The sequence below is a fragment of the Variovorax sp. GW458-11-26-14-LB1 genome (genome assembly GCF_059423965.1).
On record NZ_JBWKYW010000028.1, the window covers coordinates 1 to 24,005 of the forward strand.

The window sequence follows — 24,005 nt, forward strand, 5'->3', positions numbered from 1 at the left end:
CCCCCGATGCGTCGCCCCACCCTGCGTTTCCTGCTCTCGCACCCCGCGCACTTCATCGCGCTGGGCTTCGGCTCGGGGCTGTCGCCCTTCGCGCCGGGCACCGTGGGCACGCTGTGGGCCTGGGCCGCGTTCGTGGTGATGCAACTGTGGTTCACGCCCGCGACCATCGGCTGGATCATCCTCGCCGGCCTGCCGATCGGCTGGTGGGCCTGCACGGTGGCCGCGCGGAACATGAACGTGTCCGACCCCGGCGCCATCGTGTGGGACGAAGTCGTCGCCTTCTGGCTCGTGCTCTGGCTGGTGACGCCGGCCGGCCTGTGGGCGCAGGTCGTGGCCTTTGCGCTGTTCCGTTATTTCGACGCCGCCAAGCCCGGCCCGGTGGGCTGGGCCGACGCCGCCTTCAAGCCGCACGACCCCGCGCGGGTGCAGTGGTGGCGCGCGGGCTTCGGCATTCTTCTGGACGACCTCGTGGCGGCCTTCTGCACGCTGCTGGTCATTGCGCTGTGGCGCGCATGGTGAACCCGATGCAACCTTCCGCTTCCCCGGCCTTGGCTGAACAGGACGTCCCCGCGCTCGTCGCCACGCTGGCCGAGCGGCTGCAGGCCCGGGGCTGGATGATGGCCACCGCCGAAAGCTGCACCGGCGGCCTGATCGCCGGCGCCTGCACCGACCTGGCGGGCTCCAGCGTGTGGTTCGAGCGCGGCTTCGTCACCTACTCGAACGCCGCCAAGACCGAGATGCTGGGCGTGGACGCCGCACTCATCGAGGCCCACGGCGCCGTGAGCGAGCCCGTGGCGCGCGCGATGGCCGAAGGCGCCATTGCCCGCGGCGCACCGGCGCGCGCGGCGGTGGCCGTGACCGGCGTGGCCGGGCCCGCGGGCGGCTCGCCCGACAAGCCGGTGGGCACCGTGTGGTTCGGCTGGTCGGTCGACGGGCAGGTGCGCACCGAGCGCCGCCGCTTCGACGGCGACCGCGCTACGGTGCGCGCGGCGACGGTGCACTACGCGCTGCAGACGCTGGTCCAGCTGCTGGCGCGCTGATCGCACGCGGGCTGTTCAGGCCTGCATGAAATCGCCGACCGGCCGGCGCGGCGCGGGCGGCACCGGCGCCGTCGGAAAGCCCAGGCGGCACATCATCTGCACGGTCGGGCTGCGCGCATGGCGCGACGGCGCGGCGCCGATCAGCATGTCGTGCGCCGCCGCGTGGTGCGGCGCCATCTCCGGAAATTCCTCGAGCGGCTGGCTCATGGGCTGCATGCCCAGGCCCAGGTCGGTGGCGCGCAGCTGCTGGCGCACGTAGGCCCGGCCCGCGGCGATCTGCTCGCTGCGGCTGTTGCCGCCGGTGCTGATCCAGACGAAGCCCATCGCCGTGTGGGCCTGGTCCTCGAACATCCGCAGCGTCTGCCGGAAGGAGAGGCTGTCTTCGGCGGCCGGCACCTCGCGGTCGAAGCGCCCCAGCGCGACCGCCATGCGCAGCGCCGGGTCGTTGAGCGAGAAGCCGTCGCGGTGCGCCAGGATTTCCTGCGGCCCGATGCGCAGCAGGCGCAGGTTCTCGCGCGCGGTGTGGGGCGTGACCAGCTCCACGCGCGCCGCCGCCGCGCACAGCTTGCGCAGCGGCAGCACGCGGGCCATGTCGACCGTGCCGGCCGATTGCACGCCCCCGCTTGAAGCCGAAGCCACGGCCGCGGTGAGCCCCTGCAGCATGTCGGCCGACACCCTGCGGCCGGTGTCGAAGCGCTGCTTGGGCGTGCGCCGCCGCAGCACCTGCGCGAACAGCGGATCGGGCGTGCCGCCGCGCGACAGCGTGAGCCGCGCCACCGGCAGGTCGGGCCACTGCTGCGGCGTATCGCCCACCAGTTCGCCCTGCGGCCACAGCTGCACGCGCGCCTGCACGCCCTGCTGGGCCAGCGCCATCACCAGCAGCTCGATGAACGCGCCGTGGCCGATCATGAGCTGGCGACCGAAGGGGTCGGTGGCGGGCTGCACGCGGGCGCGGTCGGCGTGCAGCACGATGGCGTCAGGCTCGCGCAGGTCGACCCGCCACGGCTGGCCGTTGTAGGCCGTGGGCGCGGTGACGGCATAGGCGACGGCGCGCTTGCGCACATCGGGCTCGTCGCCCGGGCCGTTCCAGATCTCGAAGGCGGCGGCCGGCACGTCGGCGTGCAGCCACCAGGTGGCCAGGGCCGTGGCGCCCGCCGCCACCGCGAGGCCGCCGCCCAGCAGGCGCACGAAATTTCTGCGTTCTCTCATGGGCTCGATCGGTTGAAGCATCGGGCGCGTGACACACGGCCTGCCCGTGGCCGATTGCAGCACCGCGCCGCGCGGCGCCACGCAGCCCCCTGTCGTTTCCGACAGGGGTAGGTCGGGCCGGCTCAGGGCGTGAGGAGGCCCAGCGCCAGGGCCCGCGCGCAGGTGGCGGTGCGGCCCTGCGTGTCGAGCTTGCGGGCGGCGCCTACGAGATGGAAGTACACGGTGCGCTCGCTGACGCACAGGATCTCGGAGATCTCCCAGGTCGATTTGCCGACCGCCACCCAGTGCAGCACCTCGCGCTGGCGCGCACTCAGCACCGGCACCTTCGCGTCACCCTGCAGCCGGCGCACGGTCGAATGCAGGCAGGAGGCGAAGTAGTTCATCGGCGCCAACGTCGCACGCAGTTCGCGCAGGTCGGCGGTGGCGTCGGTGGTCAGGGTCATGAAGGCCCAGTCGATGCCGGGCGTCCACAGCGGCACGGTCAGCCCCGCCTTCAGCCCGTGCTCGCCGGCGCTGCGCAGCAGGCCGCGGGCACGCTGCCCGATGTCGGCACGCGTGTGGCTCACCTGCCCGAGCCAGCTCCATGCGGTGGCCGGCATGCCGGCGCGCACATGCTGCACGCGGGCGTCGGCCTGCTCGCCGGCGCTGCTGCGCAGCGACTCGTAGCGGGTGCGGGCCCACGCCGGGGGCAGGTCGTGGAAGAACACCAGCGCGTCCTGCGCGGGGGTGTCGGCACGGGGCGCGGGCACCGGGCGCTTGAGCACGTAGGCGCCGTGGTTGAAGCCCATCGCCCGCATCGCGCGGCGGTTGACCTGCGCGACCTCCTCGAGCGTACGGGCGGCCATGACGGCCTCGACGAACTGCCAGTCGTTGATCACCTCGGCCATGGATGCGTCCCCTTGGGTTGTGTGCGGCGGGCGCAGCGACTGTGGTTCTGGTTTTTCTGCGCCACCGCCAGGGCGCCGGCCCTGCAAGGACCGGCATCGGGGCGCATGTTAATGCGGGACACCCGGAATCACCCATGCGCTTCCTTGCGCGCCGCATCCCGGCGATGATCCGGGACCACCCATCCCGAGGCCCCATGACCGCTGCCACCCACGCCCCGACCATCGAGCGCTTCTACAGCGCGTTCTCGCAACTCGACGCCGCCACCATGGCCGCCTGCTACGCGCCCGACGCGGTGTTCGACGACGAGGCCTTTTCGCTGCGCGGCCGGCGCGAGATCGGCGGCATGTGGCGCATGCTCTGCGACGCCACGAAGGCCAAGGGTGCCGACGTGTGGCGCCTGAGCTGGCGCGACGTGCAGGCCGACGGCCGCACGGGCAGCGCGCACTGGGACGCGCACTACCGCTTCAGCGCCACTGGCCGGCTGGTCGACAACAGCATCGACGCGCGCTTCACCTTCACGTCCGAGGGCCTGATCGCCACGCACCGCGACAGCTTCCCGTTCTGGACCTGGTCGCGGCAGGCGCTGGGCACGCCGGGCCTGCTGCTGGGCTGGACGCCGATGCTGCGCAACAAGGTGCGCGCCACCGCCGCCGCCAACCTCGCCACTTTTCTTGCACGCCAACCCTCATGACCACTTCTTCTTCGACCGCCCTCACCTTCACGAACAACGAAGCGCAGCACCGCTACGAAGCCGCGCTCGACGGCAAGCTCGCGGCCTATGCCGAGTACAACCTGCTGACCGACGCGATCATGTTCACGCACACCGAGGTGCTGCCCGAGCACGAGGGCAAGGGCGTGGGCTCAGGCATTGCGAGGCACGTGCTCGACGAGGCGCGCGCCAACGGGCGGCATGTGATTCCGGTGTGCCAGTTCATCGCGGGCTACATCCGCAAGCACCGCGAGTACGCCGACCTGGTGCGGCCGGACATTCAACGCGCCTTCAAGATCTAGAACCAGGCTCGCCCCCAGGCTGCGCGCACTTCGTGTCGCTTCGCCAACCCCCTACCGGGGGCAACACCTGAGGCCCGGCAAAGCCGGTTCCTCGGTGTTCCACGATCAGGCAGCGGTAGATTTGGGAGCGGGCAGCCACGCGAAGGCGGCGATGCCGATCACCAGCAACGCGGCAATGACCGCCAGCACGGCGGTCAGCGGATCGCCGCCATGCGCCGCGGCCACCGAGGCGGCCACGCCCGTGCCCCACTGCATGAACGCGACGCCCAGGAACATCGCCATGGTGAAGACGGCCATCGCGCGGCCCGTGAGCGCGGCCGGGTAGGCCACGCGCACGTCGGCGTACTGCCAGACGATGAAGCCCGAGAGCACGCCGATGAGCACCATGCCCGCGATGTCGAGCCAGGCGGAATGCACCACGGCGATGAGCGCGAACAGGCCGGCGTAGAGAAGGCCGCAGGCCACGATCCAGCGGCGGCGTGCGGCGCCGTCGCGGTCGAAGCGGCCGAACAGCGGCGAGCCGAACAGCGCGATCACCGACACCGCGAGCGCGACGTTGCCGCTTTGCACCAGCGAGTAGCCGTGGCGCTCCATCATCAGCGGCCCCAGCCACAGCCCGCGCAGCGAGATGAAGGCCGCATACGTCACCGCACCCAGCACCATGATGCCCAGCGTGTGCGGCATGGCGAACAGCGCGCCGAACTGGCGCACGGCTTCGGGAATCGACTCTTTCACCTGCGGCACGGCCGACGCAGGCTCGTGCACCCAGCGCCAGATGGCAAGCCAGGCCAATGCGGACGCCAGCGCGAGCACCAGGAAGCCCGCGCGCCACGAATACGCCTGCACCAACCACGCGAGCGGCGTGCCGGTGGCCAGCATGCCCAGGCCGCCGATGGCCAGCACCATGCCCGACACGGTCGCGAAACGCGCGGCCGGAAAGTGCCGCGCGATGAACACGGTGCACACGAGGAAGGCCGGCGCGCAGCCGACGCCGATCAGCGCCTGCCCGGCCACCAGCACAAGGTAGTTCGGCGACACAGCCGACAGCAGCGCGCCCGCGATCGCGACCGGGAAGGCCACGAGCACGGTGCGGCGCACGCCGTGCAGGTCGATGCCGATGCCCATGAAGAGCTGCATCGCGCCGAACGCAAAGTGAAAAGCCCCCGAGAAGATCCCGAGGGCTTGAGCCGAAAGGTGGAAGTCCGCTTGCAGCGGGCTCGCCATGATGGCGCCAACGGTGCGAAACGCCTGACTGAGCGCGACCCCGGCGCAGAGCGCGAGGACCATGACCCATGCCGCCTGCGGCGTCAGGGGTTGCGCGGCAGGACGCTGCGTCGGCGCGACGGCACTCATGCCCCGTGGCACTTCTTGTACTTTTTTCCACTGCCGCAAGGGCACGGATCGTTGCGGCCGGGTTCGGCTTCCTTGCGGATCGTCTCGACCTTCGGGCCCAGGCTCTTCCAGAGCTGGCGCAGGTCGTACACCGCCCAGATCGCGGCGCCGAAGTCGTCCAGGCGCTGCTGGCTCACGCTGGGCGGGCCGTTCTCGTCGTACATCGACAGCGTGGGCTTGGCGGTGTCGTCCTCGGTCAGCGCGACGATGTTGTCGAGCGCGTCGTCGAGCATCTGCGCGGCTTCCTTGTCGCGCGGCGCGGCCCAGTCTTCGGGCCAGTTCTCGACCGCATACATGAAGCCCAGCGCCCAGACCTGGGCGAAGGAGGGAATCTCTTCGGCGGCCATCTCGGCACGCTCTTCCTCGGGCAGCGAGGCGATGGCGCCGCGGGTGTCGAGCACTTCGGGCTGCCAGCTGCGCTCGTCTTCGAGCGATTCGACCGGAGCGTCCAAGCCTTCCTCGATCTCGCGCCAGCGGCGTTTCCAGTTCCAGACGAACTCCATGTGCTGGGCCGGCACGAAGTGGTCGCCCAGCAGCACGGGCCAGTATTCGGTGGGGTCGATGGGGCGGCGCGTGCAGATCAGCGCGGCCATGAAGCCTTCGCAGAACTCCCACTGGGGAATTTCCTCGTCGTGCTCGCGCATGGCGTCGAGCGCGCTGTCGAGGGCGTCGAAATCGTCGGGCCCCAGGGCTTGCGAGGAGGCGGCCAGGGCGGTGTCAGGGGTATCGGGGGTGTCGGGTGTGGTCGTCATGGCAGCAGTCATGGCAGGTTGGGGGCAGCCCTCTATGATGCAGCAGGCTCCAGCCGACATCTGATGACTATGCCCACGATTATTCCGTTTCCCGCACGCTACAGCGCGTTCGTCCTGTGTGTGCTGGGTCTGGTCGCCTGCCTGGCACTGGTTCTGGCCTCGCCGCACCTGTGGCTCGCGTGGATCGGCGTGGCCGCTTTCGCGGTGCTCACCGGCACCGGTGTGCACGACCTGCGCCAGGCGCGCCACGCCATCCTGCGCAACTACCCGGTCATCGGGCACCTGCGCTTTCTGCTCGAATTCATCCGCCCCGAGATCCGCCAGTACTTCATCGAGAGCGACGCCGAGGCCGCGCCCTTCTCGCGCGCCCAGCGCTCGCTGGTGTACCAGCGCGCCAAGGGCGAGCCCGACAACCGGCCCTTCGGCACGCAGCTGAACGTGTCGGCCGCGGGCTACGAGTGGATCAACCACTCGATGCAGCCCACGAAGCTGACCGGGCACGATTTCCGCATCGTGATCGGCGGCACGCCGCAGCCGGCCGGTGCGAACCCGGCGCAGGTCTGCACGCAGCCCTACAGCGCGAGCGTTTTCAATATTTCGGCGATGAGCTTCGGCGCCTTGTCGGCCAACGCCATCCTCGCGCTCAACCAGGGCGCGCAGATGGGCGGCTTTGCGCACGACACCGGCGAGGGCTCGATCTCGCAGCACCACCGCGTGCACGGCGGCGACCTGATCTGGGAAATCGGCTCGGGCTACTTCGGCTGCCGCAACGACGACGGCACCTTCAACGCCGAGCGCTTCACCGCCAACGCGCGCGATCCGCAGGTGAAGATGATCGAGATCAAGCTCAGCCAGGGCGCCAAGCCCGGCCACGGCGGCGTGCTGCCGGCGGCCAAGGTCACGCCCGAGATCGCGGCGGCGCGCGGCGTGCCGGTGGGCGTGGACTGCGTCTCGCCCTCGTCGCACAGCGCGTTCTCCACGCCGACCGAGATGATGCATTTCGTCGCGAAGCTGCGCGAGCTGTCGGGCGGCAAGCCGACCGGCTTCAAGTTCTGCCTGGGCCACCCGTGGGAATGGTTCGGCATCGTCAAGGCGATGCAGGCCACGGGCATCACGCCCGACTTCATCGTGGTCGACGGCGCCGAGGGCGGCACGGGCGCGGCGCCGGTCGAGTTCAGCGACCACGTGGGCGCGCCGCTGCAGGAAGGCCTGCTGCTGGTGCACAACACGCTGATCGGCGTGAACCTGCGCCACCGCATCAAGATCGGTTGCGCGGCCAAGGTGATCACCGCCTTCGACGTGGCGCGCATGATGGCGCTGGGCGCCGACTGGTGCAACGCGGCGCGCGGTTTCATGATGGCGCTGGGCTGCATCCAGGCCCAGAGCTGCCACACCGGCCACTGCCCCACCGGCGTGACCACGCAGGACCCGGTGCGCCAGCAGGCGCTGGTGGTGCCGACCAAGGCCGACCGCGTGCGCAACTTCCACCGCAGCACGCTGCATGCGCTGCAGGAGCTGGTGCAGGCCGCGGGCCTGGACCACCCGCAGCAGATCACCGCGCACCACATCGTGCGCCGCATCTCCGACACCGAGGTGCGCCTGCTGAGCAACCTGGTGATGCAGGTGCAGCCCGGCGCGCTGCTCGGGCCGCTGGACAACCAGCACACCGTTTTCCGCACCTACTGGCCGCTGGCCAGTGCACAGAGTTTCCAGCCCGTGACGCAGGGCCCGCACGGGCTGCTGGCGCCGGGCTTCGCCATGGCCGCATGAATCCACTGAGACGAGGAGGCGCCGCGACGCGCCTGTACAGCCAACGGGGCGCCGCATCGGCGCCCGCGCCGCTCGACGACGCCCCGGGTTCGGCGCCCGGCGACTACGCCGAGTTCCTGCGCGTCACCCTGCCCAGGCAGGCCAAGAACGTGGCCAGCCACCGCTTCGGCAGCGAGCGCGTCTGGCTCAAGAAGGCCGGCCCGCGCCACGGCAAGTGGGGCTACCGCGTGATGGCGCTGGCCGCGCGGCTGGCCGGCCTCGACGTGATCAAGCCCGTGCCCAACCCGGGCGGCGAGGCCGCCATCGCCACCGAGGCACGGCGCCTGAAGCAACTGGCCGCCGCGGGCCTGCGCGTGCCGATCGTGCTGGCGCAGCAGGCCGACGGGCTGCTGATTTCCGATCTTGGCGAAAGCGGCCGTGCCACCGTGGTGCTGCAGGAGCGCATCGACCAGGCCGCCGCCGCCGGCCCGGCCGCCCTGCTCGCCGTGTGGCGCGAGGGCCTGGCCGCCATCGCCGCCGTGCACCTGTGCGGCCAGCACCTGAGTCAGGCCTTCGACCGCAACCTCGTGCAGTGCCCCGACGGCGTGATCGGCTACATCGATTTCGAGGACGACCCCTCCGAGGTCATGACCCTGGCCGAATGCCAGGCCCGCGACTGGCTGAGCTACCTGCACTCCACGGCCATGATGCTCGAGGCCGCCGCGCCGCAGGCCGCGGGCCAGCACTGGCATGCGGCGCTGAGCGGCGTGAACGAGGAAGTGCGCGAGCGCATCGCGAATGCGGCGCGGCGCATGAAGTGGGCGCAGAAGCTGCCGGCCAGCCGGCGCTGGGGGCGGGACACGCAGCGCGTGCGGGCCGTCGCGCGCCTGCTGGGGCAGTGGTACGAGCTGAACAAGGCCTGAGACGGACCGGCGTGGCCTACGCCAGCGCCGAGCGCACCGCCACTCCGCGCAGCGCCAGCCGCTTCTTCATCGACAGCACCGCCTTGTCCTTGCTGAACAGCTGCGCCCCGTGCGCCACGGACAGGTCGATGAACACCTGGTCGTCCGGGTCGCTGCACACGCAGGGCGCGCGCGCCGGCACCTCGGTCACCAGCTGCACGCGCGCATCGAAATCCGCGAGCACCATCGGAATCGTCAGCTCCCGCTGCGCCATGCGCCGGGCGATCAGCGGGTAGCCCAGCACGCGTTCCAGTTCGCTGCGCATCGCGGGCGTGGCCAGCCAGCGCAGCGCGCCGCGCGCGAGGTCGTCGACCAGCGGCGCCCAGACCGGGTCTTCGAAAACCAGCAGATCGAGGGCGATGTTGGTGTCGATGACGACGAGGTCGGAGGCTGGCAAGGTCATGGGGGGCGTGAAAACGGTCGAGCGCCGATGTTGCACCATGCGGGCGCCACGGCCGCCAGCTAGCGCGCCGTCGGCCGCCCCGCAGGCATCGCCAGCACCTTCGCGTCGGCAACGAGCCGCGCGTAGGCGAAGTCGGTGAAGGCCTTGATCCGCGCCACCTCCTTCAGGTCGGGATGCGTCAGCACCCAGACCTGCGTGTCCAGCGCCTCCCTCGGCGGCTCGACCTGCACCAGCTCGTCTTCCGCGTCGGCCAGCATGCACAGGAGCATGCCCAGGCCCAGGCCGCGCTTCACGAGCTGCGTCATGCCCACGAGGCTGTCGACGCGCGCCGCGATCCGCGCCGGCGGCACCTGCTCGCGCAGCCACCTGGCCTGCAGCAGGTGCGACAGGCCTTCGTCGGGCGCGACCCAGTCGTGCGCAGCCAGCGGGGTCGTCGCCGGGTGCTTCGCGAGGTAGGCCTTCGACGCGTACACCGCCGTCTGCAGGCGCCCGGCCCGGCGCCCGACCAGGTGGTCCGGCGGGGCGTTGGTCGGGCGGATCGCCACGTCGGCCTCGCGCTTGGTGAGGCTCAGGAAGAGGTTGTTCATCACCACCTGCAGCTCGATGCCCGGGTGCAGTGCCCGGAAGTCCGCCAGGATCGGCCCGAGCAGACCGGCCATGAAGGTGTCGGTGCTGGTGATGCGGATGACGCCGGTCAGCCGCAGGTCGAGCCCCATGAGGTGGCGCTGCGCGGCGTCGATCTGCTCGCCCACGCCCTGCAGGCGCTCGCGCAGCGCCTCGCCGGCCAGCGTCATCGCGTAGCCGGCGGGCAGGCGGTCGAACAGGCGCACCGCCATGCGCGCCTCGAGCGCGCCCAGGCGCCGCAGCACGGTGGAGTGGTTCACGCCCAGCTGGCGCGCGGCGCCGGAGAGCGAGCCGGCCTGGCCGACGGCCAGGAACACGCGAAAGTCGTCCCAGTCTGTGTCCTGCATTTATGCATACCCCGGATGCGATTTTTTCGAATGGCTTTGCAAACGTGCCGATCCTACAGTCGTCCGCAGGGGGCCGCGATTCGCCTGCCCCACATCCACACCACACGGAGGTCGAACCACCATGGACGCGTTTTTCATTCCCGCCTCGCTCGTCGCCGGGGGCCTGCTCGCGGTGCAGGCCGGCGCCAACGCCCAGCTCTCCAAGGCCACGGGCAGCCCGTTCACCGCCACGACCTTGCAGCTGTCGGTCGGCACGCTGGCCCTGCTGGCGGTGGCGCTCGCCACGGGCACGCTGACGGCGCTGGCCGGCCTGCCGGGCGTGCCGTGGTGGCACGTGATCGGCGGCACGGCCAGCGCCTTCTACGTGGTCTCGACCATCCTGCTGTTTCCGCGCCTGGGCGCGGTGGTGGCGGTCGGCCTGTTCATCGCGGGGCAGATGCTGGCCTCGTTCGCGCTCGACACCTTCGGCCTGCTCGGCGTGGCGCCGAAGGCACTGACACCGGCCATGGCCGGCGGCACGCTGGCGGTGCTGCTCGGGGCCGGGGCCATCGTCGCCGGGCAGGCCGGCAGCCTGCGCCAGGCGCTGGCGGGCAAGGCCGGCTGGATCGTGCTGGCGCTGCTGGCCGGCGCGGTGCTGCCGGTGCAGGGCGTGGTCAACGGCCTGCTGCGGCAGGACCTGGGCGCACCCTTCGCGGTGGGCGCGGTGAGCTTCTTCGTGGCGACGCTGGCGATGGCCCTGGCGCTGCTGCTCGTCACGCTGTTCCGGCGTGCGCCCGCGGCCACGGCACCGCAAGGCACCGCGCTGCGCGGCATGCCGTGGTGGGGCTGGCTCGGCGGTTTTGCGGGCGCGGCCTATGTGACGACGGTGTTCACGGCGATCCCGGCCATCGGCGCCGCGGCCGCGGTCGGGCTGACGGTGGCGGGGCAGCAGGTGGCGTCGGTGTTCGTCGACCGCTACGGCTGGTTCCGGCTGCCGCAGCGCCCGGTGTCGGGCCTGCGCATGGCGGGCGTGGCCGTGCTGCTGCTCGGCGTGGCCATCATCAAGCTGCTGTGAAGGGAGCGAACGCCATGGCCTGGTTTCTTCTGCTTGCCGCCGGACTGGTGGAGATCGTGATGGCCCTCGCGCTGAAGGCCGCGGCGGGCTGGGAGCGCCCCGGCGCCGGTGCACTGGGCCTGGGCGCCGCGCTGGCGAGCATCGTGCTGCTCACCGCCGCGATGAAGACGCTGCCGGTCGGGACGGCCTACGCGATCTGGACCGGCATCGGCGCCATCGGCGTCACGCTGATCGGCATCTTCTTTTTCCAGGAAAGCGCGGCGCCGCTGCGGCTGGTGTGCATCGCGCTGATCTTCCTGGGGATCGCGGGCCTGAAGCTGCAGAGTTAGTTCAGGTGGGCGCGTCTTGCGGCGCGGCGCGGTTCGAGCCCCGCACCATGTCGAAGCGGAACAGCCGGCATTCGATGGGGCCGTTCCACATCGGCACGCGGCGCGACTCCTTCAGGCGCATCTGCTTGGGCAGCTTCAGGTCGGGCGTGAGCACCCAGGCGGTCCAGCCCGCGTAGTTCTTCTTCCAATGGGTGGCGAGCTGCGGAAAGAAGTCGCCGCCATCGCCGCCTTCGCCATCGCCCGAGGTCTGGGCGGCTTCGCGGGCGCCGAAGCGGGCCACGCCGCCGACCTCGATGCGCTCGCCGTACGGCGGGTTGAGCATGATCACGCCGCCCTCGGCCGGCGGCATGCGCTGCAGGGCGTCGCCACCGCGGAACTCGATGGCGCCGGCCACGCCCGCGCGTTCGGCGTTGCGCTCGGCAAAGTCGACCATGCGGTGCGACACGTCGGAGCCGAAGACGGCGATGGCGCTCGCATGCTGCGCGTTGGCGGCTTCATTCTTGATGGCGGCCCAGACATGCGCCTGGAACGGCAGCAGCTTCTCGAAGCCGAAGCGCCGCAGCGAGCCCGCCGCGATGCCGCTGGCGATCTGCGCGGCCTCGATGGCGATGGTGCCGCTGCCGCAGCAGGGGTCGTACAGCGGGGCCTTGGCGACCTCGCCGGTCTCGGGGTTCCACCAGCCGCTGGCGGCCAGCATGGCGGCGGCCAGGGTTTCCTTCAGCGGGGCGTCGCCCTTGTCCTGGCGCCAGCCGCGCTTGAACAGCGGCTCGCCCGAGGTGTCGATGTACAGCGTGCAGCTGTCGGTGGTCAGGTGCGCAAAGATGCGGCAGTCGGGCCACTGGGTCTCGATGCTCGGGCGCACGCCGTTGGCCTTGGCGCGGAAGCGGTCGGCCACGGCGTCCTTGATGCGCAGGGTGGCGAAGTTCAGGCTCTGCAGCGGGCTGTGCTGGGCCGTGGTCTCGATCTTGAAGGTCTGCTTGGGCGTGAACCAGATCTCCCAGGCCACGCCGTTGGCGATGGCGTACAGGTCGTTCTCGTTGCGGTACGGCCCATGGGCCAGTTCGACCAGCACGCGCTGCGCGAGCCGGCTGTGCAGGTTGAGCTTGAGGCCGTCGCGCCAGTCGGCGCGCACGCGCACGCCACCGCGCAGGGTGAGCAGGTCCTGCCCGGCACGGCCGGTCAGGGCATGCACCTCCTGGGCAAGGAATTCCTCGACGCCGGCGGCGCAAGGCAGGAAAAATGAGAGATCGTTCACGGAAAGTCGGCCATCGGGAAGCCCGCTAAGGGCCCCCATTGTCGCCGGGGCTGGGGCCTTCTCTATATAGTCGATTTGCCCATGACGCCCACCCCCGCCTCCGCGGCCCCCCCGGCAGACGCCCGCGACGGCGACCACCGCTTCGCGATCCAGTGCGAAGTGCTGCGGTTGTCGATCCGCCCGCTCGGGCCGGTGCTGCTGGTGCAGTACCTGCTCAACTGCGGCGTGGCGGCGCTGTTCGCCTGGCAGTTCTCGCCGCTGCGCGCGCTGGTCTGGCTGGCGCTGGTCACCGGGGTCACGGTGATGCGCGGCTTCTTTCCGCAGCGCCTGCCCGAGCCCTTCACCCCCGCCACCCTGCGCGCCGCGCAGCGCCAGCACACGCTGCGCACGGCCATCTGGGAGCTGGCGCACGGCCTGGCCGGCGTGCTGCTGTTCAACCCCGAGCGGCCCGACCTGCAACTGCTGCTGGGCCTCATCCTCATGGGCATGACGCTGTCGTCGGCGTTCTCGGTGTCGTTCTACACGCCGGCCACGCAGCTGGCCATCACGCTGCTGCTGGCGCCGGTGATCGTCACGGGCCTGTGGCTCGGGGCGCCGGTGATGATGGCGGTCGCGGTGATCGGCATCGGCCTGACCGCGATGATGTGGAAGCTGGTGGCCGACCATTCGCGCCAGCTCGAGGAGAACATCGGCCTGCGCCTGAACGAGCGCACGCTGCGCGAACAGGCGCTGGCCGGCCTGCGCGCCTCCGAGCAGGCCCAGGCCGAGCGGCTGCGTTTCTTCTCGGCGGCCAACCACGACCTGCGCCAGCCGGTGATGGCCATCGGGCTGCAGGCCGAGGTGCTGCGCCAGCAGCTGCAGCACGGCACCGACAGCGCGGCGGTACAGCACACGGTGGCCTCGCTCTCGCGCGCGCAGCAGGCGCTCGAGGGCCTGACCAACCAGCTGCTCGAGATCGGCCGCATCGAGGCCGCGGTCGATCCGCTGCGCCCGGCGGCGGTGGCGCTGGCGCCGCTGCTGAACGAGCTGGCGCGCCAGGCCGGCGAAGGCCGCGTCGCGGTGCGCTGCCCGGCCGATGCGGTGGCCTGGACCGACGCGGTGGCGCTGCGCCGCGTGCTCTCCAACCTGCTGGACAACGCCCTCAAGTTCACGCCGCGCGGGCGCGTGCTGCTGGCCGTGCGGGCGCGCCGCCGGCCCGGCACCGACACCGGGCGCGCCTGGCGCGTCGAGGTGCGCGACAGCGGCATCGGCATCGCGGCCGAATCGCAGACGCGTGTGTTCGACGACTTCGAGCAGGTCGGCAACGTGGAGCGCAACCTGCAGCACGGCCACGGCCTGGGGCTGGCGATCGTGCGGCGGCTGGCGGGGCAGCTGGGCATCGAGGTCGCGCTGCGTTCGGCGCCGGGCAAGGGCTCGGTCTTCAGCTTCGAGCTGCCGGCGGCCCGCCCCGGCGCGGCGGCGGTGCCGGCCCCTGCGCCCCAGGTGGCGATGGACGAGCCCGACGCCGATGCCGTGCTGCGCCCCGGGCTCGCCGTGCTGGTGGTCGAAGACAACATCGTGGTGGCCGACAGCCTCTCGGCGCTGCTGCGGCACTGGCACGTGGCGCCGCGCATCTACGCCAGCGCCGCCGAGGCGCTCGCGCTGGCCGACCTGGACGCGCTCGACGCGGCGCTGTGCGACATCCGCCTGCCCGGTGCGTTCAACGGCATCGCGCTGGCCGAGCGACTGGCGCAGCGCAAGCCCGCGCTGACGATCGCGCTGATCTCGGCTGACATCACCGAAGCCACGCAGCAGCTGGCCGCCGCGCGCGGCTGGCACGCGCTGCGCAAGCCGGTGCAGCCGGACGCGCTGCGGCGCGTGCTGCTGCGGGCCCAGCAGCAGCAGCAGCAGCAGCAGCAACAACCGCCGTCGCCGTCGTAGCGCTCGGCGCGGGCCGGCCCCGCTGCGGTGTCATCGCTTCCGAGCTATGCTCCGCGCACAGGCCGCCGCCGCCCCTGCCCCGATGCCCGTCGAACCACTTTCCGCCCCTGCCGTTGGCGCCGCCGCCCTGCGCGAGCCCCGCTACGGGCGGGTCGCGATGGCCCTGCACTGGCTGCTCGCGGCGATGATCGTCGGTTCGCTCGGCGTCGGGCTCTACATGACGGGCCTGCCCTTCTCGCCCCAGCGCCTGAAGCTCTACAGCTGGCACAAGTGGGCCGGCATCACCATCCTCCTGCTGTCGGCGCTGCGGCTGCTGTGGCGCCTCACGCACCGCCCGCCGCCGCTGTCGGCGCGGGTGCTGGCGGCCATGCCGGCCTGGCAGCGGGCCGCCCACCGCATCAGCCATGCGCTGATGTACCTGCTGTTCTTCGCGGTCCCACTGTTCGGCTGGGCCTACAGCTCGGGCATGGGCGTGCCGGTCGTGTGGTTCGGCCTGCTGCCGCTGCCCGACCTGGTCGCGGTCGACAAGGACTTCGCCGAGGCCGTGCTCAAGCCGCTGCACCAGCGCAGCGCCTTCCTGCTGGCCGGCGTCACGCTGCTGCACGTGGCGGCGGCGCTCAAGCACCACTGGATCGACCACGACGGTCTGTTGCAACGCATGTGGCCCGCGCCACGCAAGGAATCCGCCGGATGACGACCCGTCTTTCGTGGGGCACCGCCGCCCTCCTCAGCCTCGCGCTGCACGCCGCGGCCGAGCCCATGCCGGCCACCACCGCGAAGCTGGTGCCCGAGAAGAGCCAGATCGCCTTCGTCAGCAAGCAGATGGGCGTGCCGGTGGAAGGCAGCTTCAAGCGCTTCGACGCGCAGGTCGCCTTCGACCCGAAGAAGCCCGAGGGCGGCTCGGTCGTGCTGCAGATCGACACCGCCAGCGCCGGCTTCGGCGTGCCCATGAGCGATGCCGAGCTGCCCAAGCCGACCTGGTTCGACACCGCGCATTTCCCGCAGGCCAGCTTCCGCTCGAGCGCCATCAAGGCGCTGGGCGAGGGCCGTTTCGAGATGGCCGGCAAGCTCACCATCAAGGGCGTCAGCAAGTACGTGACGGTGCCCGTGAGCATCGTGTCGTCGGGCGGCGCCTATTCGGTCGCCACGGGCACCCTCACGATCCAGCGGCTCGACTACAAGGTGGGCGACGGCGAATGGACCGACACCTCGGTGGTCGGCAACGAGGTGCAGGTGCGCTTCAAACTGACGCTCGCGGGCCTCGGGCCGCTGTGACGACGATTTCATTTCCCATGCATCCTTCTTCCTTTGCCATGAACAAGCTCTTCTTCGCCGCGGCCCTTTGCGCGGGCGCGGCCCTGCCGCTGGCCACCACGGCCCAGGAATACACCGCGCCGCCGCTGGCCGCCAAGCCCGCGGGCGGGCCGGCCAAAAACGCGAGCTACGTGATCGACCCGACCCACACCTTCGTCATGTACGAGATGGGCCACTACGGCACCACCACCAACCGCGGCCGCTTCAGCACCAAGGACGGTTCGGTGCAGATCGACGGCACCGGCGCCAGCGGCAAGGTCGACATCACGATGGACATCAGCTCCATCAACACCGGCGTCGACCTGCTCAACCGCCACGTGCAGAGCAAGGACTTCTTCAACGTGGCCGAATTCCCCACCGGCCGCTTCGTGGCCGAGCGCATCGACTTCAGCGGCGACAAGGTGACCGACGTGCCCGGCACGCTCACGCTCATGGGCCAGACCAAGCCGGTGACGCTGAAGGCCGTGCGCTTCAACTGCTACCTGAACCCGCTGATCAACCGCCAGGTCTGCGGCGGCGACTTCGAGGCCACCGTGCAGCGCAGCGACTGGGGCATCACCTGGGGCCTGAACTTCGGCTTCGAGAACAAGGTGAAGCTGCTGGTGCAGGTCGAAGCCGTGAACGTGCAATGAACCCATTCCCCACCGGAGCCTTCCCATGACCGACGCCCACCTTCTGTCCCTGCTCGGCATCGCCGGCGCCATGGCCGTGGGCGCGATGAGCCCGGGCCCGAGCTTCGTCATGGTGGCGCGCACCGCCGTGGCCTCGCGCAGCGACGGACTCGCTGCGGCGCTGGGCATGGGCGCTGGCGGGCTGGCGTTCTCCATCGCGGCGCTGGCCGGGCTGCAGGCAGCGTTCCTCGCGGTGCCGGCGCTGTACCTCGCGATCAAGGCCTTCGGCGGTGCCTACCTGATCTACCTGGGCTTTCGCATCTGGCGCGGCGCGCGGCAGCCGCTCGCGATCACGCCCGACACGGACGCCTCGCCCCGGAGCCAGGGCCGCAGCGGACGCACCTTCCTGCTCGGCCTGGCCACGCAGATCAGCAACCCGAAGACGGCGGTGGTGTACGCGAGCATCTTCGCGGCCTTCCTGCCGCGCGAGGTGCCGCTGGTGCTGGCGCTCGCAGTGCCGGCCGTGATCTTCTGCATCGAGACGGGCTGGTACGCGATCGTCGCGCTGGCGCTGTCCTCGGCCGCGCCGCGCGCGGCCTACCTGCGCTACAAGACCTGGATCGACCGCGCCGCCGGCGGCGTGATGGGCCTGCTGGGCCTGCGGCTGGTGTGGTCGGCCGTGCGCGGCACCTAGCCAACCAAGCCGCTACAACAGGCTCTCGGGCGTGAGCGGCGCCAGCAGTTCGAGCATCGTGCGGTCCCAGAAGCCCGAGTCGGGCTCTTCGTGCAGCACGGTGGTCTTGCCGCCTTCCTCGCTGACCCATTCGATGCGCCGCGAGCCGACTGCGCCCGCATCACCACCTTCGGCAAAGCGCAGCCGGTAGGCGCCCTGCTGCTTGAGCACGTCGAGCAGCTTCAGGGTCTGCTGCGCCATCTCTGGGCTGCGGATGAACAGACCGATCTCGGTGTTGTGGACCTCGGAGCGCGGATCGAAATTCATCGAGCCGACGAACAGGATGCGCTGGTCGATCACCGCCGACTTGGCGTGCAGCCGGCCCACCGACGTGCCGAACAGGCCGAGGCGCACGCTGCGCCGCGTGCGCGCGGAACTCAGCTCGTGCAGCTCGGCGCCCAGCGCCAGCATGTCGGCGCGGTAGCGGCGGTAGGCGGTGTGCACGAGCGGCTCGTCGGTGGCGGCGAGCGAGTTGGTGACCACGCTGATCTTCACGTTGCGCCCGCGGATCTCGCGCATCACCTCCAGCCCCGACGCGCCCGGGATCAGGTAGGGCGAGACCAGCGTCACCTCGCTGCGCGCGCGGCGCATCTGCTCGACCACGTTGTAGCGCACGCTGTCCACGTCGAGCAGCGGCACGCCGCCGTACGACGCAGTCTTGCCGATCACGCGGTCGGGTGAATCGGCATACGCCTCGGCGGTGGTCCAGATCAGGCCGAGCTTGCCGGCGTCGAGGTCGTCGGCCACCGGGCTGTAGCCGAGCAGGTCGTTGGGCGCGGGTTTGGGCGGCGGCGGCGTGGTGTCGGGGCCGGTGGCGGCGTCGAAGCGGCGCTGCAGTTCCTCGCGCGGCAGGTCGGTGTGCACGACCGCGCCGATCGGGCGCACGTGCGGGCTGTTCCAGTACTGGTCGAACAGCACGCCCAGGCGCGGGATCAGCGCGCCCGTGACGAAGGTGTCGAGGTCGATGAAGTTCGGGCCAGTGGTGCGGCGGAAGTACTGGTTGCCGATGTTGCGCCCGCCCGCCACGGCCATCGCGCCGTCGGCGATGAAGAGCTTGTTGTGCATGCGGCGGTTGACGCGGCTGAAGTCGAACAGCGATGCGGTGAAGCGCTTGAGCAGGCTGCCACGCCCGGCCGGGAACGGGTTGAACAGGCGCAGCTCCACGTTCGGCGTGGCGGCCAGGCCGAGCAGCAGCTCGTCTTCGCCGGACGTGTACAGGTCGTCCATCAACAGGCGCACGCGCACGCCGCGCTGGGCCGCATCGCGCAGGGTGCGCAACAGGTAGCGGCCGGTCTCGTCGTTCTCGATCTGGTAGTACTGCACGTCGAGCGTGCGCTGCGCGCGGCGCGCCAGCTGCAGCCGCGTGTCGAAGGCGAAGTCGCCGCCGGGCATCAGGCGAAAGCCGCTGAGGTCGGGGTCGGGCTGCGAGGCCAGCGCGATCTTGCCGAGCGCGGTGTCGGCCGAGACGGCCATCGCTTTGGTAGGCGGACGCGGCGCCTCGTCGGGCAAGGTGGCACAACCGGCGAACAGCGATGCAGCCACGAGGGCGACCACCCAATGCCCCCAGCGCGACAGCAGGCGACGGGTCATCGTGGGCTTTCTACAGAGCCTTGCGCAGGTTGGCCGGTGCGATGCGCAAGGCTTCGCGGTACTTGGCGACGGTGCGGCGCGCGCACTCGATGCCCTGCTCTTTCAGCATCTCGGAAATCTGGCTGTCGGACAGCGGCTTCTTGATGCTCTCGGAACTCACGAACTGCTTGATCAGCGCGCGCACCGCGGTGCTCGACGCATTGCCACCGGTCTCGGTGCCCAACGCCGAGCCGAAGAAGTACTTCAGCTCGACCGTGCCGAAGGGCGTGGCCATGTACTTGGCGGTGGTCACGCGCGAGATGGTCGACTCGTGCAGGCCCAGCTCGTCGGCGATCTCGCGCAGCACCAGCGGGCGCATCGCCAGCTCGCCGTGCACGAAGTAGCTCTTCTGGCGCTCGACGATGGCGTTGCTCACGCGCAGGATGGTGTCGAAGCGCTGCTGGATGTTCTTGATGAACCAGCGCGCCTCCTGCAGCCGCTGCGACAGCGCCTGGCTGCCCTCGCCCTTGTGCGACTTGAGCGCGCCGGCGTAGATGTCGTGCACGCGCAGGCGCGGCATGACCTCGGGGTTGAGCATGACGCGGAACTTCACGTTGGTGCCGCGCCCGGTCTTGGTGACGATCACGTCGGGGATGACGATGTTGCGTTCGACGTCGACAAAGCGGCGGCCCGGCTTGGGCTCCAGGCGCGCAATGATCTGCAGCGCCGAGCGCACCAGCTCTTCGTTGGTGCGCGTGAGCGTGGCCAGGCGCTTGAAGTCGCGCCGCGCGAGCAGCTCCATGGGCTGCTTGCAGATCGCGATGGCGGTCTTGCGGATGAGCGCTTCGGCCTCGGTCTCGTCTTCGCTGGCGAGCGCCTTCAGCTGGATGCTCAGGCATTCGCCGAGGTCGCGCGCGCCGACGCCCACCGGCTCCAGGCTCTGCAGCAGGCCCAGCGCCACCTGGAAGTGGTGCACGAGGTCGTCGAACTGGTCGTTGTCGTCGCCCGCCAGGCCCGAAGCCAGCGCGGGCAGCGAGTCTTCGAGGTAGCCGTCGTCGTTGAGCGACTCGATCAGGAAGCGCAGCGCGGCGCAGTCGTTTTCATTGAGCCGCAGGCTCAGCGCCTGGCGGTGCAGGAAGGACTGCAGCGATTCCTGGCTGCGCGCGAGTTCGGTGGCATCGGCCCGCTCGTCGTCGCCCAGGTTGTTCTGGCGCGCGGGCGCATCGCTGCCCCACTCGCTGTCGTCGGGCGCCATGTCGACGGTGCCGTCGCCTTCCCAGTCGGGCTCACGCTCGGCGATCTCGGCGGCGGGGCCGTCGGTGTCGGGGGTCGAGGTGGTGGTGTCGCTGGACGTGGAGGAAGTGCTGGCGGCGGACGGCGTGAACTCGGCCTCGGCCTCGCCCTCGCCCGCGTCGTCGCGCGGCACCGGCGCGTCGGCCGTGTCCAGCCCGAACTCCTCGCGCGCCGCTTCTTCCGCGGTGCGTTCGAGGAACGGGTTCTCGTCCAGCATCTGCTCCACTTCCTGGCTCAGTTCGAGCGTGGAGAGCTGGAGCAGGCGAATGGACTGCTGCAGCTGTGGCGTCAGCGCCAGATGCTGCGAGACGCGAAGGGACAGCCCTTGCTTCATGGAGACGCGACCCTCCCTTACATGCGGAAGTGCTCGCCCAGGTACACCCTGCGTACCTCGGCGTTGTCGACGATCTCCGAGGGTGTGCCTTGTGCCAGCACGTGCCCGTCGCTGATGATGAACGCGTGATCGCAGATGCCCAGCGTCTCACGCACGTTGTGGTCGGTGATGAGCACGCCGATGCCGCGCTCTTTCAGGAAGCTGATGATCCGCTGGATCTCGATCACCGCGATCGGGTCGATGCCGGCGAAGGGCTCGTCCAGCAGGATGAAGCGCGGCTGCGTGGCCAGCGCGCGCGCGATCTCGACGCGGCGGCGCTCGCCGCCCGACAGCGCGAGCGCGGGCGAATCGCGCAGGTGGTCCACGCGCAGGTCGGCCAGCAGGTCGGCCAGGCGCTCTTCGGTGTGCTGCTTGGTCAGCGGCATCATGCGGCCGTTGGCGTCGGGCTCGCGCTGCAGCTCGAGCACGGCACGCACGTTTTCCTCGACCGTGAGCTTGCGGAAGATCGAGGCCTCCTGCGGCAGGTAGCTCAGGCCCATGCGCGCGCGGCGGTGAATGGGCATGTGGGCGATGGGCTCGCCGTCGATGGTGATCTCGCCGGCGTCGGCGCGCACCAGCCCGACGATCATGTAGAACGAGGTGGTCTTGCCCGCGCCGTTGGGGCCGAGCAGTCCGACGACCTCGCCCTTTTGCACATCGAGCGAGACGTCTTTCACGACCGTGCGGCTGCCGTAGCTCTTCTTGAGGCCGCGCGCCACGAGGCGGCTGCCCGGAATGCCGTCGGCGGTCTGGGTTCCTGCGGTTTCGATCACTTGCGCCCTTCCCCTTCGGTGCCGCCCAGCGTGGTGCTCGGGCGCAGCCCGGCGCCGGGCGCGGGGGTGGGTGCCGGGGCCGCGGGCTTCTTGCCGCCCGCTGCCGGTGCGGAGCCGGGCGCCGCCGGGGCTGGCGTGGCCTTCGGCGTGAGGATGGCCTTCACGCGGCCGCCGCCGCCCGCCGAGACGCCGGCGTTCGGCGGCACGAGGGAACCGTTGACGGTGTAGGTGTCGTTGCTCTGGTCGTAGACGATCAGCGCGCCGCTGCTCTCGTCGTTGGCCGTGGCGCCGATCAGCCGGCGCATGACGGCACGGCGGATGAACTTGACGTTGTCGGCGCGGCTGTCGTACTCGATGACTTCCGACTCGCCCTCGATCCACTCGTCGCCGGCGTTGCGCTTCTGCTTGTAGTAAGCCAGCTTGCCGGGCGCCGCCGTGACCACGCCGTACTGGTAGCCCTCGGCGTCCTGGCGCACGTCCAGCCGCGCGCCGCGGATGATGATCGTGCCCTTCGTGACCAGCACGTTGCCGGTGAACACGCTGGTCTGTTTCAGGTCGTCGTAGCGCATCGAGTCGGACTCGATGTTCATCGGCTTGGTGCGGTCGGCGGTTTCGGCCAGGGCGCCCGAGGCGGCACCGGCCAGCAACAGCGCACCGAAAGCCAGGCGGCCGAGGCGACGAAGGGTGGGGAATGTGGGGATGGAGGGCAATGTCATAAAGGCACGAAACTTGCTCTGAAACATTGTATGCGTGGGATGGCAATTGCCCACCGCCGCCAATGAAAAAGCCCGCCGAAGCGGGCCTTGCATTCGACCAAGAAACCAGGTCGTCGGGTCGGTCAGCCCTTCTTGGCTTCGCCGATGAGGAAGGTCGCGACCTGCAGCACCTTGGACATGCTGCCGGCGGTTTCGCCATCGACATACCAGCGGCCCGCCACGGCCAGGGCCGGCACGCCGGCGACCTTGTAGGCCTCGGTCTGTTGCGCCGCACGGCGGGCCTTGCTGGCCACGCCGAAGGACGCAAAGGTTTCCTTGAACTTGGCGCCGTCGAGGCCGGCACGCTCGGCCCAGGCCTGGATGTTGGCGTCGCCGTTCAGGTTCTGGCGCTGCGCGTGGATGGCGGCGAACACCTTCGGGTGGTATTCCTCCAGCTTGCCCATGGCTTCGAGCGTGAAGTACAGGCGCTGCTTGGCTTCGACGTCGTTGCCCACGAAGGGCACCGGGATGCGGCGGAAGGCCACTTCCTTCGGGGCTGCCTTGACCCAGGCTTCGAGCGAGGGCTCGAAGTCGTTGCAATGCGGGCAGTTGTACGAGAAGAACTCGACCACCTCAACCTTGCCGGCGGGTGCATCGACGGGCACGCGCTTGTCGAGCACGAGGAAATCGGTGCCGGCCTTGGGGGCGCGCTGGGCGTGTGCCGGAACGGCAGCCAGCGAAAGCAGCCCGATCGAAGTGGCGGCCAGCGAAAAGTCACGACGTTTCATGGAAAAGGTTCTCCTGTGGGTACCGCAGTACAGAGCCGGCGCGCCGCCGGGAGTTCCCCGTGGACGGCGCGACCGAGGCGCTGGAATTGACAAAAACAGCGTGCGGCAGATGCCGCGCGGGCGAGAGCTTAAAGGCTGTTCAAGAAAGGCGTCGGTCAGCGCTGCACGCGCACCAGCGCCGATTCGAGACCGCCGCCGTCGAGCCGTTCCTTCAGCCGGTCGGCGTCGTCCTTTTTGTTGAACGGGCCCGCGCGCACGCGGTAGACCGTGCGACCAGCCTGCTCGCGCTCGGTGACCTTGGCCTCGACGCCCATGAGCGACAGCTTGGCGCGCTGCGCCTCGGCGTCGTCGGTGGTGCGGAAGGCGCCGGCCTGCACGAAGTACATGAAGGGGTCGGCACCCGACGACGACGGCGCGGCGGCCGTGTGGCTCGGCGCGGCGGACGCGGTGGTCGTGCTGCCGCCTGCGCGGGCGCGGGCCAGGTCGCCCAGCGGATCGTTCGACGGCGGCAAGGCGTTGGCTTCGGCCGGCACCGGCGCGGGGCGCGCCGGCTTGGGCGCCACCACCACGGGGGCCGGGGCGGTGACCGGCGCGGTGGCGACGGGCGGCGTGCCGGGGGCCACGGTGGCGGGCGCGCCGGTGATCGGGTTCACCGGGCCGGTGGCCGTGGCGGCCGGCGGCGTGGCGGCCGGCTTGGGCGCGCCGGCCTTGCCGGCCAGCGGCGCGTTCGGGTCCCAGTCGCGGTTCTTGCGGGCTTCGGCTTCGTCCTGCTCGGCACCGCCGCGTTGCGTCTTGTTGACGAACGGGATCGGCACCTTGGTGACGTAGACCGCGATGCCCAGGGCGACGCCCAGACCGAGCACCAGGCCAATGATCAGCCCGATGACGATGTTGCCGCGTTGTCTGCTTGTCTTCTTCATG

26 protein-coding genes are annotated in these 24,005 nt (G+C 70.6%); 13 read left to right on the forward strand and 13 right to left on the reverse strand.

The window, feature by feature from the left end; translation table 11 throughout:
* Together AC07YS_RS18630 and AC07YS_RS18635 are read left to right on the forward strand one after the other, a co-directional pair.
* On the forward strand, window positions 1-519 hold a 519-nt coding region (locus AC07YS_RS18630; RefSeq protein WP_495270223.1), incomplete at its 5' end, for a phosphatidylglycerophosphatase A family protein.
* Entirely contained in the window at window positions 513-1,040 is a 528-nt protein-coding gene (locus AC07YS_RS18635; protein ID WP_487848723.1) for a CinA family protein, read from the forward strand. The genes AC07YS_RS18630 and AC07YS_RS18635, both read left to right, overlap by 7 nt.
* A gap of 15 nt (window positions 1,041-1,055) precedes the next feature.
* Here AC07YS_RS18635 and AC07YS_RS18640 read toward each other — a convergent pair whose 3' ends face one another.
* The gene (locus AC07YS_RS18640) at window positions 1,056-2,249 is read right to left on the reverse strand and encodes an Acg family FMN-binding oxidoreductase (RefSeq protein ID WP_495270222.1); all 1,194 of its coding nucleotides are present in this window, start codon (window positions 2,247-2,249) and stop codon (window positions 1,056-1,058) included.
* 122 nt (window positions 2,250-2,371) lie between these two features.
* Window positions 2,372-3,136: a helix-turn-helix transcriptional regulator gene (locus AC07YS_RS18645; protein WP_307636052.1), complete on the reverse strand. Its 765-nt coding sequence runs from the start codon at window positions 3,134-3,136 to the stop codon at window positions 2,372-2,374.
* A 194-nt stretch (window positions 3,137-3,330) separates the two neighbouring features.
* Here AC07YS_RS18645 and AC07YS_RS18650 point away from each other — a divergent pair, with 194 nt between their 5' ends.
* Window positions 3,331-3,828 (forward strand): nuclear transport factor 2 family protein, encoded by a 498-nt coding sequence (locus AC07YS_RS18650; RefSeq protein ID WP_495270221.1) that lies wholly within the window; start codon window positions 3,331-3,333, stop codon window positions 3,826-3,828.
* On the forward strand, window positions 3,825-4,148 hold the full coding sequence (locus AC07YS_RS18655; protein WP_354347973.1) for a GNAT family N-acetyltransferase: 324 nt from the start codon (window positions 3,825-3,827) through the stop codon (window positions 4,146-4,148). The genes AC07YS_RS18650 and AC07YS_RS18655 overlap by 4 nt, the downstream gene beginning before the upstream one ends.
* A 105-nt stretch (window positions 4,149-4,253) precedes the next feature.
* On the opposite strand, the gene AC07YS_RS18660 is transcribed toward AC07YS_RS18655, so the two are convergent.
* Complete coding sequence (locus tag AC07YS_RS18660; RefSeq protein WP_495270224.1) at window positions 4,254-5,435, reverse strand: MFS transporter; 1,182 nt, start codon at window positions 5,433-5,435, stop codon at window positions 4,254-4,256.
* A gap of 62 nt (window positions 5,436-5,497) precedes the next feature.
* A complete protein-coding gene (locus AC07YS_RS18665; protein ID WP_139702165.1) occupies window positions 5,498-6,292 on the reverse strand; it encodes a YecA/YgfB family protein in 795 nt (264 codons plus the stop codon).
* Between the two features lie 69 nt (window positions 6,293-6,361).
* Between AC07YS_RS18665 and AC07YS_RS18670 the strand changes: the two genes are divergently transcribed.
* Both AC07YS_RS18670 and AC07YS_RS18675 read left to right on the forward strand, forming a co-directional pair.
* Window positions 6,362-8,062 carry an FMN-binding glutamate synthase family protein gene (locus tag AC07YS_RS18670; RefSeq protein ID WP_495270220.1) on the forward strand — a complete coding sequence of 567 codons (1,701 nt, stop codon included), beginning with the start codon at window positions 6,362-6,364 and terminating at the stop codon, window positions 8,060-8,062.
* Complete coding sequence (locus AC07YS_RS18675) at window positions 8,059-8,964, forward strand: BUD32 family EKC/KEOPS complex subunit (RefSeq protein ID WP_095743363.1); 906 nt, start codon at window positions 8,059-8,061, stop codon at window positions 8,962-8,964. Before AC07YS_RS18670 ends, AC07YS_RS18675 begins: the two co-directional genes overlap by 4 nt.
* Before the next feature lie 16 nt (window positions 8,965-8,980).
* Here AC07YS_RS18675 and AC07YS_RS18680 read toward each other — a convergent pair whose 3' ends face one another.
* Both AC07YS_RS18680 and AC07YS_RS18685 read right to left on the reverse strand, forming a co-directional pair.
* Window positions 8,981-9,406: a PIN domain-containing protein gene (locus AC07YS_RS18680; RefSeq protein ID WP_495270219.1), complete on the reverse strand. Its 426-nt coding sequence runs from the start codon at window positions 9,404-9,406 to the stop codon at window positions 8,981-8,983.
* 59 nt (window positions 9,407-9,465) lie between these two features.
* Complete coding sequence (locus AC07YS_RS18685; protein ID WP_495270218.1) at window positions 9,466-10,377, reverse strand: LysR family transcriptional regulator; 912 nt, start codon at window positions 10,375-10,377, stop codon at window positions 9,466-9,468.
* A gap of 121 nt (window positions 10,378-10,498) precedes the next feature.
* On the opposite strand from AC07YS_RS18685, the gene AC07YS_RS18690 reads away from it, so the two are divergent.
* On the forward strand, window positions 10,499-11,431 hold the full coding sequence (locus AC07YS_RS18690) for a DMT family transporter (RefSeq protein ID WP_159278741.1): 933 nt from the start codon (window positions 10,499-10,501) through the stop codon (window positions 11,429-11,431).
* 14 nt (window positions 11,432-11,445) lie between these two features.
* On the forward strand, window positions 11,446-11,760 hold the full coding sequence (locus AC07YS_RS18695) for a DMT family transporter (RefSeq protein ID WP_062480310.1): 315 nt from the start codon (window positions 11,446-11,448) through the stop codon (window positions 11,758-11,760).
* A 1-nt stretch (window position 11,761) separates the two neighbouring features.
* Here the strand turns inward: AC07YS_RS18695 and AC07YS_RS18700 are convergent, their stop codons facing one another.
* Window positions 11,762-13,015, reverse strand: a complete 1,254-nt coding sequence (locus AC07YS_RS18700; RefSeq protein WP_495270217.1) for a THUMP domain-containing class I SAM-dependent RNA methyltransferase — start codon at window positions 13,013-13,015, stop codon at window positions 11,762-11,764.
* Between the two features lie 81 nt (window positions 13,016-13,096).
* Between AC07YS_RS18700 and AC07YS_RS18705 the strand changes: the two genes are divergently transcribed.
* The 5 genes from AC07YS_RS18705 to AC07YS_RS18725 all read left to right on the forward strand — a co-directional run bounded on the left by AC07YS_RS18705 (window position 13,097) and on the right by AC07YS_RS18725 (window position 17,554).
* Window positions 13,097-14,935 carry a sensor histidine kinase gene (locus tag AC07YS_RS18705; protein WP_495273734.1) on the forward strand — a complete coding sequence of 613 codons (1,839 nt, stop codon included), beginning with the start codon at window positions 13,097-13,099 and terminating at the stop codon, window positions 14,933-14,935.
* Window positions 14,936-15,017: 82 nt separating this feature from the next.
* Window positions 15,018-15,629 carry a cytochrome b gene (locus tag AC07YS_RS18710; RefSeq protein ID WP_307587630.1) on the forward strand — a complete coding sequence of 204 codons (612 nt, stop codon included), beginning with the start codon at window positions 15,018-15,020 and terminating at the stop codon, window positions 15,627-15,629.
* Window positions 15,626-16,210 (forward strand): YceI family protein, encoded by a 585-nt coding sequence (locus tag AC07YS_RS18715; protein ID WP_495268896.1) that lies wholly within the window; start codon window positions 15,626-15,628, stop codon window positions 16,208-16,210. Before AC07YS_RS18710 ends, AC07YS_RS18715 begins: the two co-directional genes overlap by 4 nt.
* Window positions 16,211-16,248: 38 nt before the next feature.
* Complete coding sequence (locus tag AC07YS_RS18720; RefSeq protein WP_495268935.1) at window positions 16,249-16,881, forward strand: YceI family protein; 633 nt, start codon at window positions 16,249-16,251, stop codon at window positions 16,879-16,881.
* A gap of 25 nt (window positions 16,882-16,906) precedes the next feature.
* On the forward strand, window positions 16,907-17,554 hold the full coding sequence (locus AC07YS_RS18725; RefSeq protein WP_095743356.1) for a LysE family translocator: 648 nt from the start codon (window positions 16,907-16,909) through the stop codon (window positions 17,552-17,554).
* A 12-nt stretch (window positions 17,555-17,566) separates the two neighbouring features.
* On the opposite strand, the gene AC07YS_RS18730 is transcribed toward AC07YS_RS18725, so the two are convergent.
* The 6 genes from AC07YS_RS18730 to AC07YS_RS18755 form a co-directional block, all read right to left on the reverse strand.
* On the reverse strand, window positions 17,567-19,183 hold the full coding sequence (locus AC07YS_RS18730; RefSeq protein ID WP_495268897.1) for a phospholipase D family protein: 1,617 nt from the start codon (window positions 19,181-19,183) through the stop codon (window positions 17,567-17,569).
* 10 nt (window positions 19,184-19,193) lie between these two features.
* Window positions 19,194-20,789 carry an RNA polymerase factor sigma-54 gene (rpoN, locus tag AC07YS_RS18735; RefSeq protein WP_495268898.1) on the reverse strand — a complete coding sequence of 532 codons (1,596 nt, stop codon included), beginning with the start codon at window positions 20,787-20,789 and terminating at the stop codon, window positions 19,194-19,196.
* Window positions 20,790-20,806: 17 nt separating this feature from the next.
* On the reverse strand, window positions 20,807-21,601 hold the full coding sequence (gene lptB, locus AC07YS_RS18740) for an LPS export ABC transporter ATP-binding protein (protein WP_070063734.1): 795 nt from the start codon (window positions 21,599-21,601) through the stop codon (window positions 20,807-20,809).
* Entirely contained in the window at window positions 21,598-22,317 is a 720-nt protein-coding gene (gene lptA, locus AC07YS_RS18745; RefSeq protein ID WP_070063776.1) for a lipopolysaccharide transport periplasmic protein LptA, read from the reverse strand. Before lptA ends, lptB begins: the two co-directional genes overlap by 4 nt.
* Before the next feature lie 122 nt (window positions 22,318-22,439).
* Window positions 22,440-23,084 (reverse strand): thiol:disulfide interchange protein DsbA/DsbL, encoded by a 645-nt coding sequence (locus tag AC07YS_RS18750; protein WP_070063733.1) that lies wholly within the window; start codon window positions 23,082-23,084, stop codon window positions 22,440-22,442.
* 155 nt (window positions 23,085-23,239) lie between these two features.
* Window positions 23,240-24,004, reverse strand: a complete 765-nt coding sequence (locus tag AC07YS_RS18755; protein ID WP_095949698.1) for an SPOR domain-containing protein — start codon at window positions 24,002-24,004, stop codon at window positions 23,240-23,242.
* Window position 24,005: the final 1 nt, after the last annotated feature.